The organism is Chryseobacterium sp., assembly GCF_041914225.1.
In the GTDB taxonomy this organism is placed as follows: Bacteria; Bacteroidota; Bacteroidia; order Flavobacteriales; family Weeksellaceae; genus Chryseobacterium.
The window spans coordinates 1-23336 of the sequence record NZ_JAYSDT010000016.1; the positions used below are offsets into that span (position 1 = coordinate 1).

Here is a 23336-nt window from a genome sequence, read left to right on the forward strand (position 1 = left end):
ATTTTAAACTTTTTGTCTAAATTATAGTCGTACTAGTTACGGGGGAGCTTACACGGAGAATAACACTTAAATCAAATATTATATCCTTTTGGGATTATAATTATTAGAATTCCAAGAAATTGAAATAAATAAAAGTTTGTATAACTGTTGTGAGATAAAACAGAAAGCAGGGACTTTGCGATATTAAAGAAGGAGTCGAAGTCCTATTTACCCAGAGTAAAGGAATGTAAATTGTAAATCCAAATACACTAAGTGTTTGGATTTTTTCTTTGGAAGGATTCTACATAAAAAATGTTGTATACCACAGTCAAAAGATGTAGTTTTACTGCAATTAAAAACTTATACAAAAAAATATAAGAATAAAAAACAATTAGAATTTAATTTAAAATAACAATATACCGCATTTAGCGAACTGATTTCTGTATCCGAAAAGTCGAAAATTTCATGTACAACAGGAAGAGTTTAGCAAAATGCTCAGGTTTAAGGCTTGGGCATTGCTTTACTTTGTTGTACAGGGCTTCGACTCCCTCGGATACGAGTATTGACAATGTTTCAAGCCTGTTTTTTTGTCTTTATGTTTTCAGAATGTGGTTAAAAACCAAAACATTATGAAAACAATTATTACCAAACTATTTCTCCTATTAACTTTATCTGTACTATTATACTCCTGTTCTTCGGGGAATCACTACCATGATGGTACATATCAAACAGAAATGATGTTTATGAGAATCAATTATCAAATTGATGGAAACGAAATCATAGTTGATAATTCACTAACTGGAATTTCCAAGTTAACATGTAGACAGTACCCTGACAGGATTGAATACACAGAAGATAATGGTACTACCAGAGTGTTAACCGCTTTAGAGAATGGAGATTTAAAATTTTCTGATATGGTAATTCTCCACAAAATAAGTGAACCAAAAGATTCTACTACAGATACTAACTTTGAAAACAAACAGGAAGAACACCCAACTGTAAAAAAATCCACTATCCACAAAAAAGAATCTCAGGGTAATAACCGTAACAATATTGATTTTAAAAGAGAAGCTGAAAAACAATATAAAAATCATAGGAATGAAATTCTAAAGGGAGGAGTTGTTATTGACAGCGAAGATACTTTTACAAATGATTTGAATAGTGACGGACAGAACGAAATCATCAAATACTACACACTTGCCAATAAAGAGGGTGGCTGTATGTATGTCGGCAGAGGAATTTTAGTTTATGAAAATACAAAAATTGGTGTGCTTGAAAGTATTTACGAACCAAGCTATGCCTTTGAATTTACAGGTATTGTAAATGGGAAAATTACTGTCTCCAAACTTGATTTTAGCGAAAATGATATGTGCTATCCGACAATTCCGACAAAAGGAAATTTGAACTTTAAAAATCATCAATTATATTTCGAATAAAGATAACTATACAATTGAGATAATGTAAGAGAATAATTCGATTTATAAATTTGATTATATCTGTAAATAATTATTAAAAATAAATTATAACACGTCAAGTTCTGTCGCTTTTACAGTATATCTTTGAAAACAACTAAAAAATAAAAATATTATGACTACATTAGCGAAATTTTTTAACACTAAGTTTAATTTTAAAAACAGTAAAGGATGAAAAAACTCTACTTGAGTGCATGTATTATATGCACATCCCTCACAATGTCCGCCCAGCAGGTTCTCTGGCAACGGGACATCAAATCCAGTTCGCAGGATTTTTTAAGCCAGATAACTACAACTATTGACGGCCAGTACCTGATTACAGGAAGCTCTATACAGCCCCCAAGAGCTGGAAGTCAGCAAAACAACGGCTACGATTTTCACTTGATAAAATTGAATCAGCAGGGAAACCAAATCTGGGAAAAGTACTTCTCTGGAAACAATCACGATTATTTATCTTCAACGGTTACCACCCAGGATGGAGGTTTTCTGATTTCAGGTACTTCGTATTCAGGTAAAGGTCTGGATAAAAAAGACGATTCTAAAGGCGGATCAGACATTTGGCTCATTAGAATTAATGAATTTGGAGACGAGCTATGGCAGAAAACCATAGGAACTTCAGCAGATGAAGAAGCAAGAGCCGTAATTCAAACAACTGACCAGGGATTTTTTGTAGCTGGCAATATTCAGACCCTTCGACAAGCTCAGGATTCTAAAGGCTACGGTTCAAAAGATGTACTTGTCATAAGATTAGACAAAGACGGAAAAGAATTATCCCAATTTATTTTTGGATCGAAAGGATTAGACGAAATTGAGAAGATGATTCCAACACGAGATGGAGGAGCATTACTCGGAATATACTCCAGAAGCGGTATTGGTGGAACAAAGAAAACAGAAAACTACGGTGAAGGAGACTACTGGATCGTAAAACTCTCAAAAGACGGAAAAATCGACTGGGAGAAGAACTTTGGTGGAAAAGGCGATGATCATATAAGAACACTGGCTTTAACAGCAACAGGCTACATTATCGGTGGAGAATCCAGATCAGAAAGATCAGGAAATAAAACGGTAGGTATTCAGGAGGGTACTGATTTATGGGTTATTGCTTTAGATCAAAACGGAAATGAAGAGTGGCAAAAATCCTACAGCTTTGGAAATAGGGATATTCTGATGGGAATGAGCGTGATTCAGTCCTTAGATGATAAGGTATCTAAAGGCGTTTTATTAGGTGGCTACACGCAGTCTGAAGACAGGATAAAAGCCGATGACGAGACGTTTTGGCTACTGTATATTGACCAGCTAGGGAATGAATCATGGAGAAAATATATTACTGGAGAATCCCGAAAAAAAGAAGAAAGGTTATCTGACCTGAAGCTCAACCGTGACGGATCAATCGTAATTGCAGGAACGAGCGCAGAAGAGCTTGGAAAAGAAAACTGGAAGATTGTAAAGCTGGGAGATAAGCAGGTAGGTGATCTGATTGAAAAGTATGATATCAAGATCTATCCGAATCCTGTTTCAGATTATGCCTACATAGAGATCGGCTATGAATTCAAAGAAGCTGATATTTTACTGTATGATATGTCAGGAAGACAGCTTCAAAACCTTACTACTAAAAACAGAGTTACCAAGCTGAATACCCAGGCACTCATTCAGGGAGCTTATCTGGTGACCATTAAAACTGATACTAATAAAACGGCTAGTGCCAAATTAATTAAGAAATAAACACGATGAAAAAAACTTTAATATTGGCAGGGATTATTCTTTCTGTTTTAATGTATAGCCAGAGTAATACTCCACAAGATTATACTACCAATACGAATGATGCTGGTAAGCACATTCCTAAGATATCTCCAACCAGCCCTGAATCATTTAAATTCAGCCAATATGGAAATGTTCCTATAGGAATGTTTACAGGTGCTCCCAATATTAATATACCAATTACAGAACTATCAGTCGATGGAACAAGTGTTCCTATTTCTCTAAATTATGCTTCCAACGGTATTAATGTGGATGAGATGAATGGCTCAGTTGGATTAGGCTGGACATTTATTTCAGGTGGAGTAATCACCAGAACCATACGGGATAGACCCGATGAAGAAAGTAGTTTTAATAGCGGAGATGTCCCACTAACTGAAAACTTTGCCTCGCAACTCAATGCGTATCTGGCATTTTGTGAAAATGATGATTTTGATTCTGAGCCTGATCTGTATACTGCCAACTTTGCTGGTTATAATGTGAAATTTGTGATCAATAAAGCAGGTAATATTATTATGATTGATCAGAAAGATTACCAAATTAAAAGAAATGATAATGGAAACTTATTTTCAATTATCCTGGATAATGGAGTACGATATAATTTCAATGCCGTAGAATATATACAAAACAGGACACTTAATACTGGAATACATCAGCCTCCACAACAATATATACAATCATGGTATTTGAGCTCTATTGTTACTCCTAATGGACAGACCCTGACTCTGGAATATCAGGATGTGAATTATACGACCATTCTTTCACAGTCTCAAACAATGACCTATACCAAACAACCACAGTATAAATATGGAGATGTATTATATGGTGGTAGTTTGGGACTGCCTTATTGCCCTCTTAAAACGTATACAATACCACCTGATTTAGGGCTTATTGCTGATTCAGAACAGTATGTAGTGGGTAAACAGCTCAAGAAAATATTTGATACCAACAATAACTCCATTGTTTTCTCTTATGCAGTTCAAAATGGTGATTATTCAAGGCTCACCAATATAAAAAAGTATCATAATAATACAGTCATTGATGATATTAGTTTTAATTATTTGACAACGAATTCTTCAAGAGTATTCTTAACCGAAATACAAAATAATAAAACGAATTCATCACATAAATTCACCTACAATAATCCTCAAAGCTTTCCTTCAAGATTGAGCTTCTCCAGAGATATGTGGGGATATTATAATGGAGCAAGTAATACTAGTCTTGTACCAAAATTGTTTGCAAGTACCGATGTATTAGCACCTCAATATGATGGAGCTGACCAGAGTGTAAATCCCTCTTATGGTCAATATGGACTATTAAAAACGATTACTTATCCAACAGGAGGAAACACATTATTCAATTACGAGAATCACGTCAGAAAAGAAAATGTTTTAATTTATGCGCCTGAAGTTTTTCTGGGAGCTTCGACAGTAAATAATTCAAATACTTATGATTCAACGCAAGAAATAACTATTACCCCAGCGAAAGCAGGTTATGTTCGTATTGGGCTATCCAATTACCTTAATCCATATGGCGATTGTAAAGACAATCCTGATTTGGAAACGGATAAGCAAAAAGGCGAGGTATGGGTAAAAAATCAGGCAGGAAATTATATGCCTTTATATGAAAAAATACCCAATATAGGATTTTCACCTCTGGGAAACACAGCGGAATCTTCATTGAGTACCAGCCAAACTGCTTATGTGTATGTTGAGAAAAATCAGACTGTTAAAATTACCGTAAAAGCTTGGTTTGTTTGTTGTCAGGCACATATTCAAGTATATTATTATGATCAGGAAGATAAAGAAGTTTTACAAGATGTGCTAAAGGGAGGATATAGAGTGAGCTCAACCGTTGATACCCCTGTTGACGGACTTCCTGTGACCAGAAAATATAAATATATCAAGGATAACGGCGAGCATTCTATCAACATTACTAGGGACCCTGTATTTATTGAAGACAGGTCGATAGGTTCTGTATGTTTAGGCTCTTTAAATTCACAGCCTACAATGTCCACCTATACGGCCATTACTTCATCCAATATAGGCAGGTTATTTTCCTTTAATCCTAATATTTTCTATGACACTGTGGAAGAACAAATAGAAGGGAAAGGAAAAACCATCCATCACTTCAGTTCCGAAACCGATTACTGGGGTAATCCTATTAAAGGAGGTTCTATTATCTCTGCTCCCTGGACGAACTCAGGCTGGAAGAATGGGAAAGAGCTATTAACCGTTTATAAAGACAATGGAGGGACTACCTTAAAAACTGTTGAAAATCTGTATGTTGAAGATCCCACCAGAACATCTTATCTGGGAGGCATCAGCCGACGCAAAATTTATGAACCTCTTGCCAATAATGGCATCTGGGATGCTGATTATCCACATATGGATGTTGTATATTATAAAAATATCAGTCGGTTTACTTATTTGCAATCTCAGAAAACAACAGATTACTTTAATGGTACACCTGTTGAAACTAAGACAGAGTATTTTTATGGTAGCCCTTCTCATCGTCAATTAAAGAAACAGAAAAACATTATGCCTGATGGAGTAATTAATGAGACTGAGTATAACTATGCTTATGAAAAAGGCAACCAAAAACTTATCAATGCTAATATGATAGGAATTCCTTTGGAAACAACTGTGGTGAAAAAGATCAATGTAAATGATAATACAGGAAAAATTATTTCTAAAACAGAAACTAAGTATGATAATCCATTGAACTTACTTCCAAGCTCTGTTGTATCTACAGACTTACAAAACATTGTATCCACCGAAGTTACTTACGATAAATATGACAGTAAAGGAAACTTACAGCAGTACACTACAAAAGATGGTACTTCTACTGTAATCATTTGGGGCTACAACCAGACTCAACCGATTGCAAAGATAGAAGGAGCTAAATTAACAGATATTTCACAGTCGCTGATTGATTCCATTGTTACAGCTTCCAATACAGATGCTTCTGCTGTGGCTAATAATGATGAGTCTGCATTTTTATCAGTGTTGAATACCTTTAAAAACGCTCTGCCAAACTATCAGATTACTACTTATACCTATGATCCTTTAATTGGAGTAAGAAGCATTACCCCACCGTCAGGAATCAGAGAAAACTACATTTATGATTCTGCAGGAAGGCTTCAGAAAGTAGTTGATGTAAATGGTCAGACAGTGAAGGAAATGAAGTATAACTATAAAAACTAAACACAATGAAAAAAATAATAATCCCCATAAGTGCCTTGCTTATAACAGGTACTCTGCAAGCGCAGCTTACTACGCTTCCTAATACGGAAAACTACATCCAGAGTAAAACCTATCTGGATTATAATGGCACTACCGCTACAAAGTCCATGGAAACTGTCCAGTATTTTGACGGGCTCGGAAGACCAAAACAAATTGTCAATGTAAAGGCATCACCACTGGGAAAAGATGTGGTCACTCCTATAGAATATGATCCTTTTGGAAGACAGGTAAAAGACTATCTTCCTGTTCCCCAGGGAGGTACTTTAAACGGAGCTATTACCCCTAACCCTTTAAGTAATCTCTCCAGTAGTCCTTATGGTAATGAAAAGATTTACTCTGAAAAAGAGCTGGAAAACTCTCCTTTGGACAGGATTCTGGAACAGAAACAGGTAGGTAATGACTGGAATGGAAAATCTGTTAAGTTCAGCTATGGCACCAACGGATTGAATGAAGTCTATCAGTATATTACTACCACAAGCTGGGTAGATGGAGCTACAAAAAGTGTACTAACCTTATCACCTGCCACTGTGTATGCCCCTAACCAATTGTATAAAAACTCTGTCAAAGATGAGGATGAGAATGAAACCATAGAATTTAAAAATGGTAAAGGGCAGGTTCTACTGGTAAGGAAAATAAAAAGTGCTTCGGAACATATTGATACCTATTATGTCTATAATGAATATGATCAGCTGGCTTTTGTTATTCCTCCTATGGCTGTTCATAAACCAATTACCGATGAGCTTCTCAATACATTATGTTATCAATACCGTTATGACGGAAAGGGCAGACCAGTTGAAAAGAAAGTTCCAGGTAAAGGCTGGGAATTCATGTTGTATGATAAAGCAGACAGGCTTGTAGGAACTCAGGATGCAGAATTAAGAGCAAAAGGACAATGGCTGTATACCAAATACGATCAGTTCGGCAGGGTTGCTATTACAGGAATATGCAATGGTGGAGAGCGTAATGCAGAACAAGATATTGTTAATGGATATGCTTCCAACAGTGTGAATAGAATAGATACTCCCTTTTTTGAAAGACAGGGAATGCATGTGTATTATAACAATCCCGACACTACCTACCCTAATGCAAGTAAATGGGTTACCTTATTGTCTTTAAACTATTACGACTCTTATCCTGCTTATAGTTTTAATCCTGCTTTTCCTTCCGCTATTCAGGGAGAACCTGTATTGACTGAAATTCCTACAGCTGACGGAAGGAGCACCAAAGGACTGCCTGTGATGAGTTTTGTAAAAAACATTGAAGATGACAGCTGGACAAAAAACTATACATATTACGATACAAAAGGAAGAGCTATTGGAAGCCACTCTATCAATTATGTGGGAGGATATACCCATACAGAATCCAAGCTGGATTTTGCAGGGGTTACCAAACAAACTATTACCCGACATAAGAGATTAGATACCGATACGGAAAAAGTGATTACAGAAACATTTGAGTATGATCACCAGAACAGGTTACTTTCTCATAAACATCAGGTTGATAGCAATCCAACAGAAATTCTTACGCAAAATACATATAACGAAATTTCTCAGGTTATCAATAAAAAAGTGGGAGGAACAGATATTGCTAGTCCACTGCAATCCATAGATTACAAGTACAATATTCGTGGATGGCTTACCAAAATCAATGATCCTTCTGATCTGAACGGAAAACTCTTTGGATATGAAATCAGGTATACTAACCCTCAATACACCAATTTAGCTTCAGGAAGGTATAATGGAAATATTGCAGAGATAGACTGGAAAAACGCTTCAGAAGGTGCTTTGAAAAGATATTCTTATACTTATGATCCTCTTAACAGGCTCAAAGATGCGATCTATACAGAACCTGGTGCTACCAATCCGTATAATAACAACTTCAATGAGCACCTGACTTATGATCTGAATGGAAATATCATGACCCTGAAAAGAAATGCTTATCCTGTATCGGGAACTACAGCCACCCAGGTAGATGATCTTGAATACAAGTACACAGGAAACCGTCTGAATCAGGTAATAGAACATTCTACTAACAGTTCAGGATATGAAGGAGGAAACAACATTATTGCTTATGATCTTAATGGCAATATGACTGATATGAAAGATAAAGGGATTCAGTCCATTGCTTACAATCACCTTAGTCTGCCTAATGCTATTTCGATCCAGAGTTTTGATTATATGGACAGACCTATCAATACAGGAATATCACACCTGTACCGAGCTGATGGGGTAAAGCTTCGTAAAACAGTTTCACAGCAGTTTTATATGGGACTTCCTACCAGCCGTATGACAGATTATCTGGATGGCTTTCAATATTCATATGATGACAACGGAGGTACATGCCTGACCTGTAAAACAGAGACGGCATTTGAAGTACAGGCTTATTCCAAAAAGCCACCACTGTTTCCTCCTGCACCTGAGTGGAAATTAGAATTTGTACCTACAGCAGAAGGATTTTACAGTTTCGCAGAAAACCGCTATATTTACAACTATAAGGATCATTTAGGAAATACAAGGATCACCTTTGCTAAAAGTAATGCTGGAGTGCTGGAATCTATAGATACCAATAATTATTATCCATTTGGATTAAACCATATAGGAGGGTCTTCTAGTTCAAACTTTGGAGGGTATTACAACTATAAATTTGGAGGGAAAGAGCTTCAGGAAACTGGATGGAGTGATTTTGGAGCAAGAATGTATATGAGTGACCTTGGAAGATGGGGAGTAATAGATCCATTAGCAGAGAAAGCATATGATTGGTCTCCTTTTAGGTATGGATATAATAATCCTATTTCCTTCACAGATCCTACAGGAATGTTAGAAGATTGGTACAAAGATGAAGATGGCAGCTATGTCTATGATGCAGAACTCAATGAAAGTAATGCTTCCTCCAAGCTTAATTCAAAACAAGAATACTTAGGTAAATCTGTTGATGTTACTTTAATGAATAATGGTTCTTCTGTTGGAAATATGACTTTAGGAAGTGATGGAGGAGTTACTTTTTCTGGAAACTGGTTTGATTCTGGAATACTCAAATCTGTATCATTAGGTACTTCAATAGGAAACGTTAGCGTATATGATATTGGACTAGCTGGAGGGGGAAAAGTATACGGAGCAGATACTTCTAGTTATAAGAATGGTGCAACCAATTTAAATGGCTCGAAAAGTTTTGAATTTAATGCTAGACTCGCTGCTGAAGCAAGCCCTAAAACGATAATGCAGTTTCTGAATAAAAAAATTGAAAATCTGGATACAACAAAAGCACGGTTTGAGCAATCACAGGACGATGGAAGTTATGGAGATCCAATACAAGGGCGGTCTTGGGGTAGTATTATAAATTCTGGTGTCAGAAACTATGAGGTAAGTAAAATAGAGCCTTATTTGAATGATTTGCAAAAAAAGAAGAGCGCAGGCTATAATGATAGTATTATCAACAGTGAAATAATACATGGTAAACCAATTATGTATACCCCAACCAATATCAAAAAGTAAAATTATTTAAAATGGCATATTTAAAATCTTTAATTATTTTCATTTTGTTGCTTATATACTCGTTTTGCTATGAAAAAATACTACTACATTTTATTAATAATGGTACATTTAATAATTTGAGTAATGAGTATTTTAATTTGGCAGATACCATTTTCTATATACCTATATTAATATTTTTTATTTTTTTTTACAAAAACCAACCGATTAATAAAAGAGAAATAAACTATAAACGCTTTATAAACATACTTTTACTGGTTGTTTTATTTAAAATAATAGAAAATCCCATTACGAATATTAAGTTTATTTTAGAAAATGAGAATAGCTTATTAACAGCAGGCAATAGTCAAAAGTATGGAGCTCTTTATTTTGTACTTTCTTTTATTAATGTTGTATTGTTAACCTCATTAGTTGAAGAACTTATTTTTAGAAAAGTTATTATTTCCTTTTTTGACAAGAAAAATATTTTATATGGTTGCATCTTTTCAAGCATTTTATTCGCTACATATCATTTCAATATAAGTAATATCTATTCTGTAAAACCCCTTATCTCACTTTTGTTAGGATTTTTATTGTCATTAATCTATACAAAGTTAGGGTTGTTTTATAGCATTGTCTTTCATTCGCTTTATAATCTTTTATGGCTAGTGTTGAACAACAATAATTTAATCTATTTTAAGATTTTAAATTGGTTGAATTTTAGTTATGAATATTGGGTTATTATATTTTGTAGCCTTATTTTGTTTTTTTACTTTCTGAGAAGATTAGACATTGGTAAAATTACTTATTTGAATAAGTAATTAATAAAGGAACGATTGAGTGCTTTCATTTAAATTCTAATAGTTCGTTTACACTAGATGCATATGAGATCAATAACGAAAGTCAGTAACAACATTAGTGAGGACAACCATTACGAGTATAGGTGTTTAATGACTTGTAGAGTCTAAAATATGTTGGTTTTCTTTATTCATTATTATCTATAAGAATAGTAAACAATAACTTTATAAAAACAGAGCAATCTGATCTTTTGATCGCTCTGTTTTTTATCAGTTTTGGAAGAAACAGCACAGGAGCTCTTGAAATTACAGATGCCAATGACTATTACCCATTTGGTATAAATCACCTGAAAACTGGTAATGCTTATTTTGGAGCTGGAAAATACCAAAACTATAAGTATAATGGCAAGGAGTTACAGGAAACTGGATGGAGTGATTTTGGAGCAAGAATGTATATGAGTGACCTTGGAAGATGGGGAGTTATAGATCCACTGGCGGAAAAGATGACAAGATATAGTCCTTATAATTATGCATTTGATAATCCAATGAGATTTATTGATCCTGATGGAAGGCAAGCAACTGATTGGTATAGGGATAAACAAGGAAATTAGGTTTATGATGCAAGCTTAACATCGACAAATGCTAACTTAAGACTTCAAGAAGGAGAACAATATGTAGGTGCATCAGCTAATATTACTATAATGAATTCCGAAACAAAATCTTCTGTCGGTGAAATTCATTTAGAAGCAGGTGGCAATGTTACAGTTAGCGGAGAATGGGCTGAAGGAGGAAATGTAAGTTATGAAACAATTGGGAAGGAATCTGGATTTGGACTTGTTGTAGATGTAAAATTAGCTGATGGAGCTAAAATATATGGTGTAGATAAAACTTCTCAAAATAATTATAATCAATATAATTATCCTGAGATGGAGCAATTTTCTTTTAATGCTAAAGAATTTGCTCAACAGGATTTCAAAGCACCTGAAAAAGAACCTACTACAGTAGGAAGTGTTACAAATAAGGTCGCTCAAGCTATTTCAGGAACTGGTGCGGAGAAATACTGTTCAGAGTGTCCTCCATCGACTGCTGGTCCAGGACCTGTAGGAACTGTACCAGGACCATCAAACAAATCAGCATACGATGGTTTGCATTATTATTAGTGGATTTAGCTAATGCCTACAACAGGAGTTTTCCCGATAATGACGGAAGTTTTGCTTTGAAATGTGCAGAAAGAGCAATCCAAATATATCCTTATTTACCTAACGCTTTGCTATTACAGGCTGAAACCCATACAAAGCAGTTTCAAAAAATGATGAAAGAGCAAAACACAAAAGATATTCAGGCTACATTAAGTAATCCAAAAGCTAAAGAATTATTTGATTTGATGAATAAAGAATACACTCATATTCATAAAATAGGTTACCGCAGTATGCCCGAGGAAATGTATTTGGATTGGTTATTATCTCTGAAAACAGAACGGTCAAAATATGAGGATACGAGATTGCAGAAATAACAATTATTAGATTAAAAATATTATTATGTTGACTAATTTTTTTAGAATAAACTTACCTTTATGGAATCGCAAAAAACGACAATGATGAGTGGATGGCTTTCAATAGAGAGTATATGCCCCTCGGCTTCAATGATGTAAGTCTTAAAGAACATGTTGGGAAAAGTTACCATGATAAACCTATTTATACACAGTATGTTGGACTTACTGAGAAATTACTATTGGAGCTATCTTTTAATGGAGAGGTAGGAGTTAGGAGAGATTCTAATGGGAAAATTGAGAAAGTCTTCCTATATAATGATGGTACAAACCCTTCGAGTGGATATGATTCAAAAAAATGAAGAAGAAAAAATGTGGAATGATTATTTTCAGAAATTAAAGAAAATCTCCAAACTAAGAAGAAAAATTTAGTCTGTCGATTAAAATATTACTTCCAGAAAGTTATGCTCTATTGATAAGATTTTTAGATACAGACTAAACCGAAAACAATACATTAATTTTCATTAGATCTTAAAAAATGGCGAATAGAACTGCAATAGATACAATAAGAGGTTACCTGTATCAATTTGATTTAACAATATTAGAACTCTTACAATTGAGCAACGATAATAGTGTCATAACGATTGAGGGTATCGAGGATATTGATATTACAGATGCAAATGAAGAAATTGCAATACAATGTAAATACCACTCAAAAACAGAGTATAATCATTCAGTAATAGCAAAGCCTATACGGTTGATGTTAACTCATTTTAAAGGTGTTTTAAATGGCACACAAAATCGAATAAAATATTTGTATTTTGGTCATTTTCAGCAAGGGCACGAAAAACTTATTCAGCCAATTACTTTAGACTTTTTGAAATCGAATTTGCTCACATATAAAAAGGAAAACATTGAGTATAAACATTATGAAGACTTACAATTAAATGATGTCCATTTACAAGACTTTTTAAGTTTGCTTGAAATTAATATTAATGCTAAATCTCATGAACAACAGTTAAATGAGATTTATAAAATATTGAAAAGTCAAATTCAATGTGATGATTTTGAAGCTGAGCATTTCTATTATAACAATGCTTTAAAAGTAGTTAGCACATTAGCAAAGGAGGATAATGTTTTAAAACGAAAGATTTCAAAAAAGGAATTTATTTCAAAAATAAATTCTAAGGAGATATTTTTCCATAAATGGTTTATTCAAATCAGAGGGAAAAAACAGTTTCTTTCAGAATTAAAAAATAAATATTTTGTACAGTATAATCCATCTCCTTTTGAAAGATTTTTTTTATTAGAAGTTGATCCAAATAGTTATAATAGAAGTGAGCTTAAAGATATTATCTTTTTAATTTCAAAAAAATGGGGTAATGTGAGGTCAAAAAAGGATCCCAATACTTTTAGCCCATATTTGTATATTAATGGTATTTTAGAAGAAGAGTTATTATGTATTAAAAATGAGTTATATAATGAGAATTTGAAATCTATTGATGGGTTTAATTTTGCGGGTTCTTCCTTTAATCAAAAAAGTATCATTGAAAAAGCCACATATCATAATCAAATTAAATTAAAAATCATAAACAAAATTGGTTATATTGATCTAATTATTAATGAATTAACTAATAAAACTAAAGAAATTTATCAATTTTATCTAAGTAAGCCCTACTTTGATTATGATAATGATTCAGTAAAACATATAAAAATACAGGTAGAAGCAATTAACGATTTAAAAAATATAATATAATGTCAGATAAAATTAATGCAGAAGTCATTGCAGTATTTCCTAATAAAGTCAAAATAAAAGTTGATAAACTTGAAGATTTTAAGATTGCTGATGAATCTTTAAAGGTTGGATCATACCTTAAAATTTATGGGAATGACAATGCTATTTTAATGGCAATCATCGAAAACTTCTCAATAGATGTTTCTGACAAAAACGGAGAAGCAGAAAGAACTCATATAATAGAAGCAAGTCCATTAGGAATTATTAAAAATGAGAAATTTACAAGAGGAGGAGATGATTTAACAATACCTCCAAAAGAAGTAAAACCTGCTACAGAGGAGGAAATAAAAAAGATCTACATTGAATCAGTTGAAGAAAGAGAACAATTTACATTTTGCTCTTTATCATCTAATCCAACAGTTCGGATTCCAGTAAATGGAAATAAGTTTTTCAATAAACATATTGCTATTATTGGTTCAACAGGTTCGGGAAAATCCCATACACTGTCGACCATTATCCAAACAGCTATAAATACAAAAGATGAATCATTTAATCTAAATAACTCTCATATTATAGTTTTTGACATTCATTCCGAATATAAATCTGCATTTCCTAGTGCTAATTTCATTGATATTTCTAATTTGCTATTACCATATTGGTTATTAAATAGCGAAGAACTTGAAGAAATTTTATTAGACACAGGAGAACGTGATAATTATAATCAGTCTGCTATATTTAGAAAATTAGTTACTCAAAATAAAATAAAACACAATCCTTCAAAATCAAAAATTTTTTATGACTCGCCTTTATTTTTTGATATAACCGAAATTAAAAATGGGCTATGTAACTTAAAAAGTGAAACTAAAAATTCCAAAAACTCTAATCGATATATGATTATTGATGGGTCATATACATGTACTGACAGTAGCACAACAGCGGATACAGGAATTTTATTAAATGAAGAAGAACGTATCAATAAATACTTTGAGGAAGAATATCAATTTCATCCGACTAAAAATCAAAATATTACAAAAGGAGATTATGCAGAAGGAACATTGGATAAGTTTTTTGTAAGGTTTCAGGAAAAGATTAATCAGGATAGATTATCGTTTCTATTCGGTGAAAATTCAAAGAATATTTCCTTTGAAGATACAATAAAAAATTTATTGGGCTATAGTGATAAAAACAATTCGAATGTAACAGTGATTGATTTAAGTGGCGTTCCATTTGAAGTTTTAAGCATAACAGTATCTTTAATATCAAGAATTATTTTTGAATACGGTTATATATATAAGCGATTGAGAAATATTGAAGATCCAAATGAAAAGATAAATAATGACACTCCCATTTTATTAGTTTATGAGGAAGCTCACAAATATGTTCCTAATAGCGATTTAGTGAAATATAGATCTTCGAAGAAATCTATTGAACGTATTGCAAAAGAAGGAAGGAAATATGGGGTAACTTTACTTTTAGCAAGTCAAAGACCGTCCGAAATATCGGAAACTATATTTTCACAATGTAATAATTTCATTGCTATGCGCTTAACAAATCCTGTAGATCAAGGATATGTTAAGAAATTATTACCTGATACCTTAGGAACGTTAATAGAGAAAATGCCATCCTTAAAACAGGGAGAAGCATTGTTAATTGGGGAATCTGTTATTTTACCTTCGATAGTACAAATTGATAGATGTATGAATGAGCCATCTTCTAATGATATACCTTATTGGGAATTATGGAAAGAAAAATGGAAGGATATAGATATTGACAAAATAAAGGAAGAGTGGTACAAATAATTGGATAAAACAAGATCAATTATTTAATAAATTATAATCTGATATATTATGAGTAATAATCTTAATCAACTGTCTGAAAAAATTGATAAGGTGCTAGAGAATCAAGAATTGATTTTAGAAAAGCTGAATCAAAATCCTATATATTACAATCCTAACTCTAAATTGAATAGCTCCAAAACAAAACCAAAACGTACAAAATCTGAAATGAAAGAAGAAATAAGAGAGTATGTTCAATTAAAGATGCATTATGGACCGATGCTACAGCGGAAGTTTAATTTAGCAACTGAACCTCATATTAATAGAATAAAAGAGTATTTAAGAACCAATGATGCAAAAGCTTTTGATGGGCTTAAAAGAAAAAATAGTTTTTGAGATGTTTCCTAATTAAAAAGTTTGAATAAAAATCAACTTTATTCAAATGATGCTAAATCCCATCTACATCTGTACTACTCCATACAATTACAAAAATTTTGTAAATCATTGATACATACTACACACAACTCCATGTAGTTCTACACAAATACACGGAGGTTGTTTCTGGAGAAACCACTTTAAAACCTCTGATTAGTCAGAGGTTTTTTTGTTTTTAATAGATTGAAATGTTCTATTGAAAAAGCACAGCCATTTCTGACTGCGCTTGTATATTATTAAGGTATTATTTTATCGGATATTAATTTTAATCTGGTGCTCCTACACTATCAAACCCTTCAGCATAATTTATGATTTCTTTTAAATTTGGCAGATTATAGTAATTGTTTTTCTGCATTTCTTCTTTCAACTTAGGCCATTTAACCTTACTTCTTGAATCATCTTCAAAATATGTTCCTAAAATATTCCATCTAGGATCCCAGCCGTCCTGATGCCTATGATTTTTTTTAAACAAGAAATCATAGGTATTAGCCAGATAAGCTATCATTTTAATTTTTTCTTTTTCTGAATAATTATTGAATTCATCGGTTTCTAATAATTTTGAAGAGAACTCCATTAAACCAAAAAGATCGTGAGGGTTTGAACTTTTTTGATAAACAGCAGTCAGACTTTGCAATATCCCCTCCCGTACCTCTAATTCTTTATTACAATCTTTAGCAAAGACAAGCTCTCCTATTTTGTACATATCCTTAGATTGAATATATTCATTGATGAGCATTTCATTAAATTTAGCCTCTTTATCATAGCCAAAATTTTTAACCAATAATTTTATAAAGTTTTTATCATGGGTAACCAGCCAAATGATATATGTTTTATTATTATTGAACAAATACATATTTCTGGCAATGATTCTTTGAACATTTAATTTTCTTTGTTCTTTTAGATTTGCAACATCTTTCCAATGTGGAATTTCAACATCTGTCTGTGAGCTTGATTTTCTACTAATTTTGCCAGACTCAACATTATTCAATGTGGGATATTCTTTTTGATAATCAAGGATTTCAGGCAGATAATAAAAGTCAGTAAAAAGCTTTCTTTGCTTGTCAATATACCCTCCTTCATAATCAACACTATTATTGCTGTAAGTAACAAAGCTTCTGTCACATTTATCAAAATAGTTTACATATAAAAATGGATTACCTGAATTGAGATCTATTATTCTTCCAAAAATGGTTTTAATTTTGTCACTAAATTCGTTGTCAGATAATTCCCTAAAGCCATTAGACAAAAGTATTTTTTTTGCAGTTTCTGCTGATGCTTCAAGCTCTTCCATATCAAACGGTATTTTAGCTAACTCAGCTCCTGCTTCATCAATTGATTTACTTGAACCTTCTTGCAACTGTTTCTTTAGAACTTTTTGTATTACAGTATCATCATTCATACTTATTGTTTTTTGACTATTTTCTGAACTTTGTTTCTTTTCCTGGCAGCTTAAGCTGCTCATTATTAATAAGGAATATATTGCTAGTCTAATTTTACTTTTTATAATCATAGAAATTATATTTTATTATCTGGAACTTTCTTTAGAGTTTTCGGCATTTACATCATACTTTGGAAGTTCTTTATCTTTTTCAGATATTGTATATTTTTTAGGTTTGGTAATAGCAATAATAGATTTACTTTTTTTATCAACAGAACCTAGTATTATTTTCTGATATCCCGCTGTCTTTTCACCATTGCCTTGATTCCCTCCCAAATATACATATCTTGTTCCATCTAAATTTTCACCGGCAATTAATGCTACATGTGAAAAATCAAAAACTATTAAAGCTCCAACAAAAGCCTCACAATCTTCTCCATTTTCCCACGTACTTCCCTTCCAGCCAAAGGCAGCTGCACTTTTGGGTGTATTAATTCTTTTATAATCCTGAGTTTGATCAAAACACCAGGCTAAAAATGCACCACACCAGGGATTTGTATAATCATACCCTAACCCAGCGGCTGAAGAAACGTCAAAGTATTCTGTAATTTTTTCTTTTAAAGGACTATCCATTTCCCTTAATCCTTTATATTTTTCATATTCTTTCCAGGCAGCCTGAAACCATGGAGCATTTCCTGTCAAATTTAAACCTGTATCTTTACCGCATTCTCCCACTCTAAATACAGCTTTCATCGAATCACCTGCTTTTACTTCCCAGTTATCCAATTTACCTCCACGATACCAAATTTTACGCTGCATTCTTGAAGGTGTAAGTTTATTTAGTATATCAACAATAGCATCTACAACTACATCATCTGCTGATTTGCCTGTATCATCAGCTTTCAAATACATTGAATCTTTATACCAATCTGCCATTCCGGTTATTGCAGCTTCCTTAGGTGTATAATCCCTATCTACTCCGTCAACTATTGTAACACCAGAATCACTGGCTTTCTCATCTATTTTCTTCTGAATTGCTTTATAATTACCTTTTCCTGTTATCTGTAATAATCCTCTACCTCTGAAGTTCCATGTATCATCAACAGACTCATTACCGAGACGTCCCTCGTATGCTATTTCAGCAATTTTCTTTTCATTAGATTGATATCCATTTTTTGAGCTTCTACCATACTCATAAGCTGCATCATTTGGTGGGCTTTGCTTGCCTAATTCAGGATTTGCTCTGAAGTTTTTAAAATGTTTTGGTAAATCTTCAGCTGCATAATCCAAGCTCTCTCCATGAAGACCTCCTTTTAAATTTGTACCGGCCTCCTGTAATGATTGTGCAAAAAAATGTGCTTTTCTTGCACAAGTATCCAGCTTAAAAATATTTCTGTACTTATTTAAAGTTAAAGCTAATTCCTGTAGATCTTCATTTTTAGCATTTTTATAAACTTTTTTCAGAATATCAACTGTAATTTCAGCTTTACATCGTGGACAACCATTTTCTCCCTCTCTTTTCACCTCCGCCATTTCCACAACTACCGGCATTACATCATTATCAATAGCTTCAGGAGTTTCTTTCTGAGACACTTTAAGGCAGCCACTTTCGTAAAAAATATACTGCTTCCTCAACTCCAGCATCTCTTCTTTTGTAAAAGGAGTTCCATCTTTTTTATAAGCCTTGATTCCTAGTTTTTCCATATCCTCTGTCCGGACAAGATCTGCAGGAAGTGTACTGTTGATCGTAAACTGGCTTTTTTCTATTTTCCAGACTTTCTTTTTGGGATCAGCAGGATCCTGAACCTGGCGTGAGACCTGTGCTATGTAGTAGTCAAAGTTTTTGGGCGGATTTTTCCATTCTTCTTTTACAGTGAAGGAAACTTCCAGCAAACCATCTTTTCCTGTTTTTTCTTCGTTATAACTTTGTTTGCTTTCATGGGTATAAGTAATATGGTCTTTCTCATTTAGTCCTTCTTTGGAAATTTCTTTCAGAACATCAATTTTCAGGACTTCTTCGGTCATATTGACGGTATGTACCCAAAGTTTATGGGTTTTACCATAGAAAGTCTGCATCCGCTGAATATCTTTTCCATCTTCCGTAGAAAACATAATGGAGACAATTTTCTGTTCGGAAGTGAGCACCAGCTCTTCATTGGAATCTAAAACTTCCAGATAAGTAGTAGTGTTGTCTACCACCACAGGTTTAGTTCCCTGAATGGTAATATTTCCCGGAAGGACAATATCCGCAGATGAACTTGTCTGAAGCTCTACTGTAAATACCAGACGGTAAGACGGATTGGGATTTTCAGTTGTTTTAGGAATGGCAGCCACCATTTTTTTCTTGTAATCCTCATTAGTCGTAATAAGGAAAGATGCTTTACCCTCACTGTTAAGCGTGACGGTTTTTTCCTCCAGCATGTATTTATCTTTCTCTTTATAGAAATCATCACCTTCTCCTTTAACCCAGATTTTAACCTTTAAAGCCTGATTCTGAAGTCCGTCAATTTCAAGGAATCCATAAGTCTCTTCACCAAAGCCGGTTTCGGTACGTTTCACACCGGTTCCATAAGCCCAAAGCGCTCTTTTGACAGTCGGTTCTGAAACTTTTACTTTGGCTTCAATTTTTTTACTGTCTGTATAATCTCCGGTTAAATATGCTGAAATAGTATATTCTCCAAGGTCGTTAAATGTTATGGTTCCGTCTCCGTTATTGATAACTTTATCGGGAACTTCTATTTTTATAGCCTCATTACCTACAAGCGTAGCAATTCTTGCCGTTGCGGTATATTTTATTTTTGTTCCTTTCGGAATATTGGCAGCCGGAAGGGTGAATTTATCAATGACATTTTGAATCACTTCAAAATTGAAACAGTCTGATCCGGAAAACCCGGGCTGTTTTCCAGCACCAACCGGATTGGCATAAGCCTCCAGTACATATTTTCCAAAATACTGATCACTGGCCAGTTTTGCATCATTATATAAAAGTTCAGCGACTTTTTTATTGATTATGCCAGTGTTGAAGGAGAGTGAACCTTCAAATAATGCCACTCTCCCAATACCCTCTTTTTTAAGATACCAATATACTGAAGTTCCCGAAGGCATATAAGCAACATTAAACTTCGAAGCCTGCACTTTGATTGTATCATTGAATCTTACCAGTCCGGGCTCTCCTTTTACTCCCATTACGCCAAGACTGTTTTCAATTTTAACTTCTACAGACTCCGGTTTGGGATCTGTAGGATCTGTAAATGCTTCTACAGTATATTTACCTGCATTTTTAAAAGTAAGAATAACACGGTCTCCAACACCTGTCACAGAAACAAGATGCGAAGAAGATGCTCCGGAAGAACTGTTATACAAGACTGCGGTTCCTTGTTTTACCGTCCATTGAACAGTATTTACAGGCATAAAGAATCCTTTGTTCAGTATTTTTGTCTGATCTGTTGTAATGTTGAGTTTTCGTTCAATTGATAGTGGTAGAGGAATATTAATCAATGTTGAAGCTCCCGGACTAACAATTTTTTTAACGAAATCCTGTATGATTTCTATATTGATTGAGCATTTGGCGTCACCAGCCTTCTTACCATAAGCTTCCAGTCTGTACTTCCCTTCTGTGAGACCATCAAATATTTTACTCATAGATTGGTTGAAATTGCTGCCCAGCCCGATAAATGTTTTTATTTTATCTTTTGTTCCTTCTCCTTTGAACAGTGCCCAGATAATCTTCTTTTCATCTCCTTTAAACTGAGCTTTCAATTCCAGGTTATCATTATGATCAAAAGGGTTTGTAATAGGAAACAAAGGACCATTCATTCCTTTGATATAGTAATAATTTCCGGTAGGTTTGTCTGCCGGTACAGGTTTTACCATCGAAATGGAAGATACAGCAATACTTGTCTCCGCAGCGGAAGATGTTGGCCATTGCGGCGTAGCATTAGCTACAGAAAATTCGTCAGCTTCTTTTACTTCAATTTGTGAAACATTATTGGCCTGTCCGGTGGTTGCAAAGGCAATAGTTCCCGGAACACCATACCCAGGACAATTTCCTGTAGAGGCATCCAACAGTATTTTCATACTCTTGTTGAATTCTACATTTTCGTAATAGTCTTTATACTTGATATTGCATTTGCCTTTACATGGGTAAGTTTTCCCATCTGAGCCTTTACAGTTTCCAAATCCGTTTCCCCCTCCGAAGCTGTCGGCTTTATCATCAAGGTAAGTGGCTACAGGCTTGTTTTGCGCAAAATATTTGTTTTTGCCCAGCTTCTTTTTCTGGCTTTTCACTTCCATCGGAACGGCTGTCCCACTGGAGTTATTGGTTACAGAACTGCTGCAGTATGCAGTGGCTCCTTCTATAATGATGTATCCTTTATCCGCCATGTCATTTGTTCATAAAGTTTAAGTCATTGTGATCGTTTCCCGGTATACTGTTTTTTCTCCATCTGACAATATAAAGTCAGCTTTCTTTTTGGAATACTGTTTCTTGCTGGAGTTGTATTCCATTTCTATATATAATTTCACCTGATATTGTCCTGTCAGATAAGGGTATTTCTTAGCTAATTCTTCTTTTATATGATCCTGAACATTAGCCTCAGAAGTAAAAAAAGCATCAAAGCCATATTCTCTCTGTTCTGCATGAATAATTCCTGCACATTCTACATCACCGATTCCTTTAATATTCCATATGATGGATTCATTATTTTTCCCTCCGTTATCTACATAGTAGGGTGCAAATAACAGCAGATTCCAGAAAGGTTCTTTCAACTTGTTTTTATAAAAGGCAGCTTCATCTTCAAACGCAGCCAGATACTGATTTCTGAAAACATCAGCATTCTGATATTTTTCCTGAAGACCAGCTGTTTTCAATTTCCAGTTCTCTATATTTTTCTGATGATCTGCAGCCCCAAGAAAATCTCCTCTTTCATCTACTTTTATTTCTAAAGGATAAGAGCTTTGTTCCAGAATATGCAAAATTTCCATGAATTTATTTTCAGAGGGAAAAGAAGAATCATCAACCTTTTGTATCAGCCAGTTTTTTGTATGGTCTTCATTTATTTTTTCCTCCAGCATGATTTTACAGGATGAATAAAAACCTTTTGCTTCTCCAAAATGTATTTCAAGGGCATTCTCTACCTGGTAATTATGAATACCTGATATATATTTCTGAAAAGGTTTTACTCTCGTTTCTACCATACTTTTACCCGCTATTTAAAAGTCATTCCATTCACGATACAGCTCATTTATTTTATGAATCATTAGACTTATTATCCATCCTGAGACCCCGCCAATCAGCAGATATACCAATGTTTTCATACTAAAAACCGAGTGAAAAATAAATCCGGTTAAATGATCCTCTAATAAAGCTGAATCTGCTTTATCAATCACTGAATCCCATGTTGAGAATAATATTCCTATAAATCCTCCTGCAGTTATTATTCTTTTCTTCATATTTCCGGAATAAAAATTTATTAATTGTATTACTACTGATCCAAAGCTTTATTTCTTTTCAGCTATTTGTTTATGGTATTATCGACAGGATATTTTTATTCATCCAATACGCTCTTATTCTTTTCTGATCTGCTCATTATGAAAACGAGAACACTTATCAATGAATTAATTATTAAAAAAATCAAAATAATTTTTCCAAAAAGCATAGCAATTTCCCCGTTGCTCAAGCAATCTGAATTGTTATCTGTACTTGATGTAAAACATCCTAAAAACAAAGCTGATAAACAAACTCCAACAACCCCAAAAATCAAAAAAAGCAAACTCAAGATTGAACAAATATTTATTATTTGAATCGTTG

Annotated in this window: 17 protein-coding genes; 13 read left to right on the top strand and 4 right to left on the bottom strand. The window is 33.8% G+C overall.

Annotated elements, in window-relative coordinates; genetic code table 11:
- The first annotated feature begins 608 nt into the window (after positions 1-608).
- From ACE3RB_RS09210 to ACE3RB_RS09265, 12 genes are all read left to right on the top strand, one after another.
- Entirely contained in the window at positions 609-1415 is an 807-nt protein-coding gene (locus ACE3RB_RS09210; protein ID WP_374463960.1) for a hypothetical protein, read from the top strand.
- A gap of 207 nt (positions 1416-1622) precedes the next feature.
- A complete protein-coding gene (locus ACE3RB_RS09215) occupies positions 1623-3173 on the top strand; it encodes a T9SS type A sorting domain-containing protein (RefSeq protein WP_374463961.1) in 1551 nt (516 codons plus the stop codon).
- Positions 3174-3178: 5 nt separating this feature from the next.
- Complete coding sequence (locus ACE3RB_RS09220) at positions 3179-6412, top strand: hypothetical protein (RefSeq protein WP_374463962.1); 3234 nt, start codon at positions 3179-3181, stop codon at positions 6410-6412.
- A 5-nt stretch (positions 6413-6417) separates the two neighbouring features.
- Positions 6418-9942, top strand: a complete 3525-nt coding sequence (locus ACE3RB_RS09225) for a DUF6443 domain-containing protein (protein ID WP_374463963.1) — start codon at positions 6418-6420, stop codon at positions 9940-9942.
- Between the two features lie 11 nt (positions 9943-9953).
- A complete protein-coding gene (locus tag ACE3RB_RS09230) occupies positions 9954-10739 on the top strand; it encodes a type II CAAX prenyl endopeptidase Rce1 family protein (protein ID WP_374463964.1) in 786 nt (261 codons plus the stop codon).
- Between the two features lie 227 nt (positions 10740-10966).
- Positions 10967-11326 carry an RHS repeat-associated core domain-containing protein gene (locus tag ACE3RB_RS09235; RefSeq protein ID WP_374463965.1) on the top strand — a complete coding sequence of 120 codons (360 nt, stop codon included), beginning with the start codon at positions 10967-10969 and terminating at the stop codon, positions 11324-11326.
- Positions 11327-11416: 90 nt separating this feature from the next.
- Positions 11417-11875, top strand: coding sequence for a hypothetical protein (locus tag ACE3RB_RS09240; protein ID WP_374463966.1), 459 nt, complete (start codon positions 11417-11419; stop codon positions 11873-11875).
- Positions 11875-12228 (top strand): hypothetical protein, encoded by a 354-nt coding sequence (locus tag ACE3RB_RS09245; RefSeq protein WP_374463967.1) that lies wholly within the window; start codon positions 11875-11877, stop codon positions 12226-12228. Before ACE3RB_RS09240 ends, ACE3RB_RS09245 begins: the two co-directional genes overlap by 1 nt.
- A 113-nt stretch (positions 12229-12341) precedes the next feature.
- A complete protein-coding gene (locus tag ACE3RB_RS09250; protein ID WP_374463968.1) occupies positions 12342-12566 on the top strand; it encodes a hypothetical protein in 225 nt (74 codons plus the stop codon).
- Between the two features lie 176 nt (positions 12567-12742).
- On the top strand, positions 12743-13960 hold the full coding sequence (locus tag ACE3RB_RS09255; RefSeq protein ID WP_374463969.1) for a DUF4297 family anti-phage-associated protein: 1218 nt from the start codon (positions 12743-12745) through the stop codon (positions 13958-13960).
- Positions 13960-15738 (top strand): anti-phage-associated helicase HerA, encoded by a 1779-nt coding sequence (gene herA, locus ACE3RB_RS09260; protein WP_374463970.1) that lies wholly within the window; start codon positions 13960-13962, stop codon positions 15736-15738. The genes ACE3RB_RS09255 and herA overlap by 1 nt, the downstream gene beginning before the upstream one ends.
- A gap of 48 nt (positions 15739-15786) precedes the next feature.
- Positions 15787-16110 carry a hypothetical protein gene (locus ACE3RB_RS09265; RefSeq protein WP_374463971.1) on the top strand — a complete coding sequence of 108 codons (324 nt, stop codon included), beginning with the start codon at positions 15787-15789 and terminating at the stop codon, positions 16108-16110.
- Positions 16111-16414: 304 nt separating this feature from the next.
- Here ACE3RB_RS09265 and ACE3RB_RS09270 read toward each other — a convergent pair whose 3' ends face one another.
- Genes ACE3RB_RS09270 through ACE3RB_RS09285 form a run of 4 tightly spaced genes read right to left on the bottom strand, consistent with a single transcriptional unit; the run spans position 16415 to position 22978 of the window.
- Positions 16415-17659 carry a hypothetical protein gene (locus ACE3RB_RS09270; protein ID WP_374463972.1) on the bottom strand — a complete coding sequence of 415 codons (1245 nt, stop codon included), beginning with the start codon at positions 17657-17659 and terminating at the stop codon, positions 16415-16417.
- 15 nt (positions 17660-17674) lie between these two features.
- Complete coding sequence (locus tag ACE3RB_RS09275; RefSeq protein ID WP_374463973.1) at positions 17675-21910, bottom strand: hypothetical protein; 4236 nt, start codon at positions 21908-21910, stop codon at positions 17675-17677.
- 18 nt (positions 21911-21928) lie between these two features.
- Positions 21929-22723: a hypothetical protein gene (locus ACE3RB_RS09280; RefSeq protein ID WP_374463974.1), complete on the bottom strand. Its 795-nt coding sequence runs from the start codon at positions 22721-22723 to the stop codon at positions 21929-21931.
- Between the two features lie 15 nt (positions 22724-22738).
- Positions 22739-22978: a hypothetical protein gene (locus ACE3RB_RS09285; RefSeq protein ID WP_374463975.1), complete on the bottom strand. Its 240-nt coding sequence runs from the start codon at positions 22976-22978 to the stop codon at positions 22739-22741.
- 138 nt (positions 22979-23116) lie between these two features.
- Here ACE3RB_RS09285 and ACE3RB_RS09290 point away from each other — a divergent pair, with 138 nt between their 5' ends.
- Entirely contained in the window at positions 23117-23329 is a 213-nt protein-coding gene (locus ACE3RB_RS09290; RefSeq protein WP_374463976.1) for a hypothetical protein, read from the top strand.
- The last annotated feature ends 7 nt before the right edge of the window (positions 23330-23336 follow it).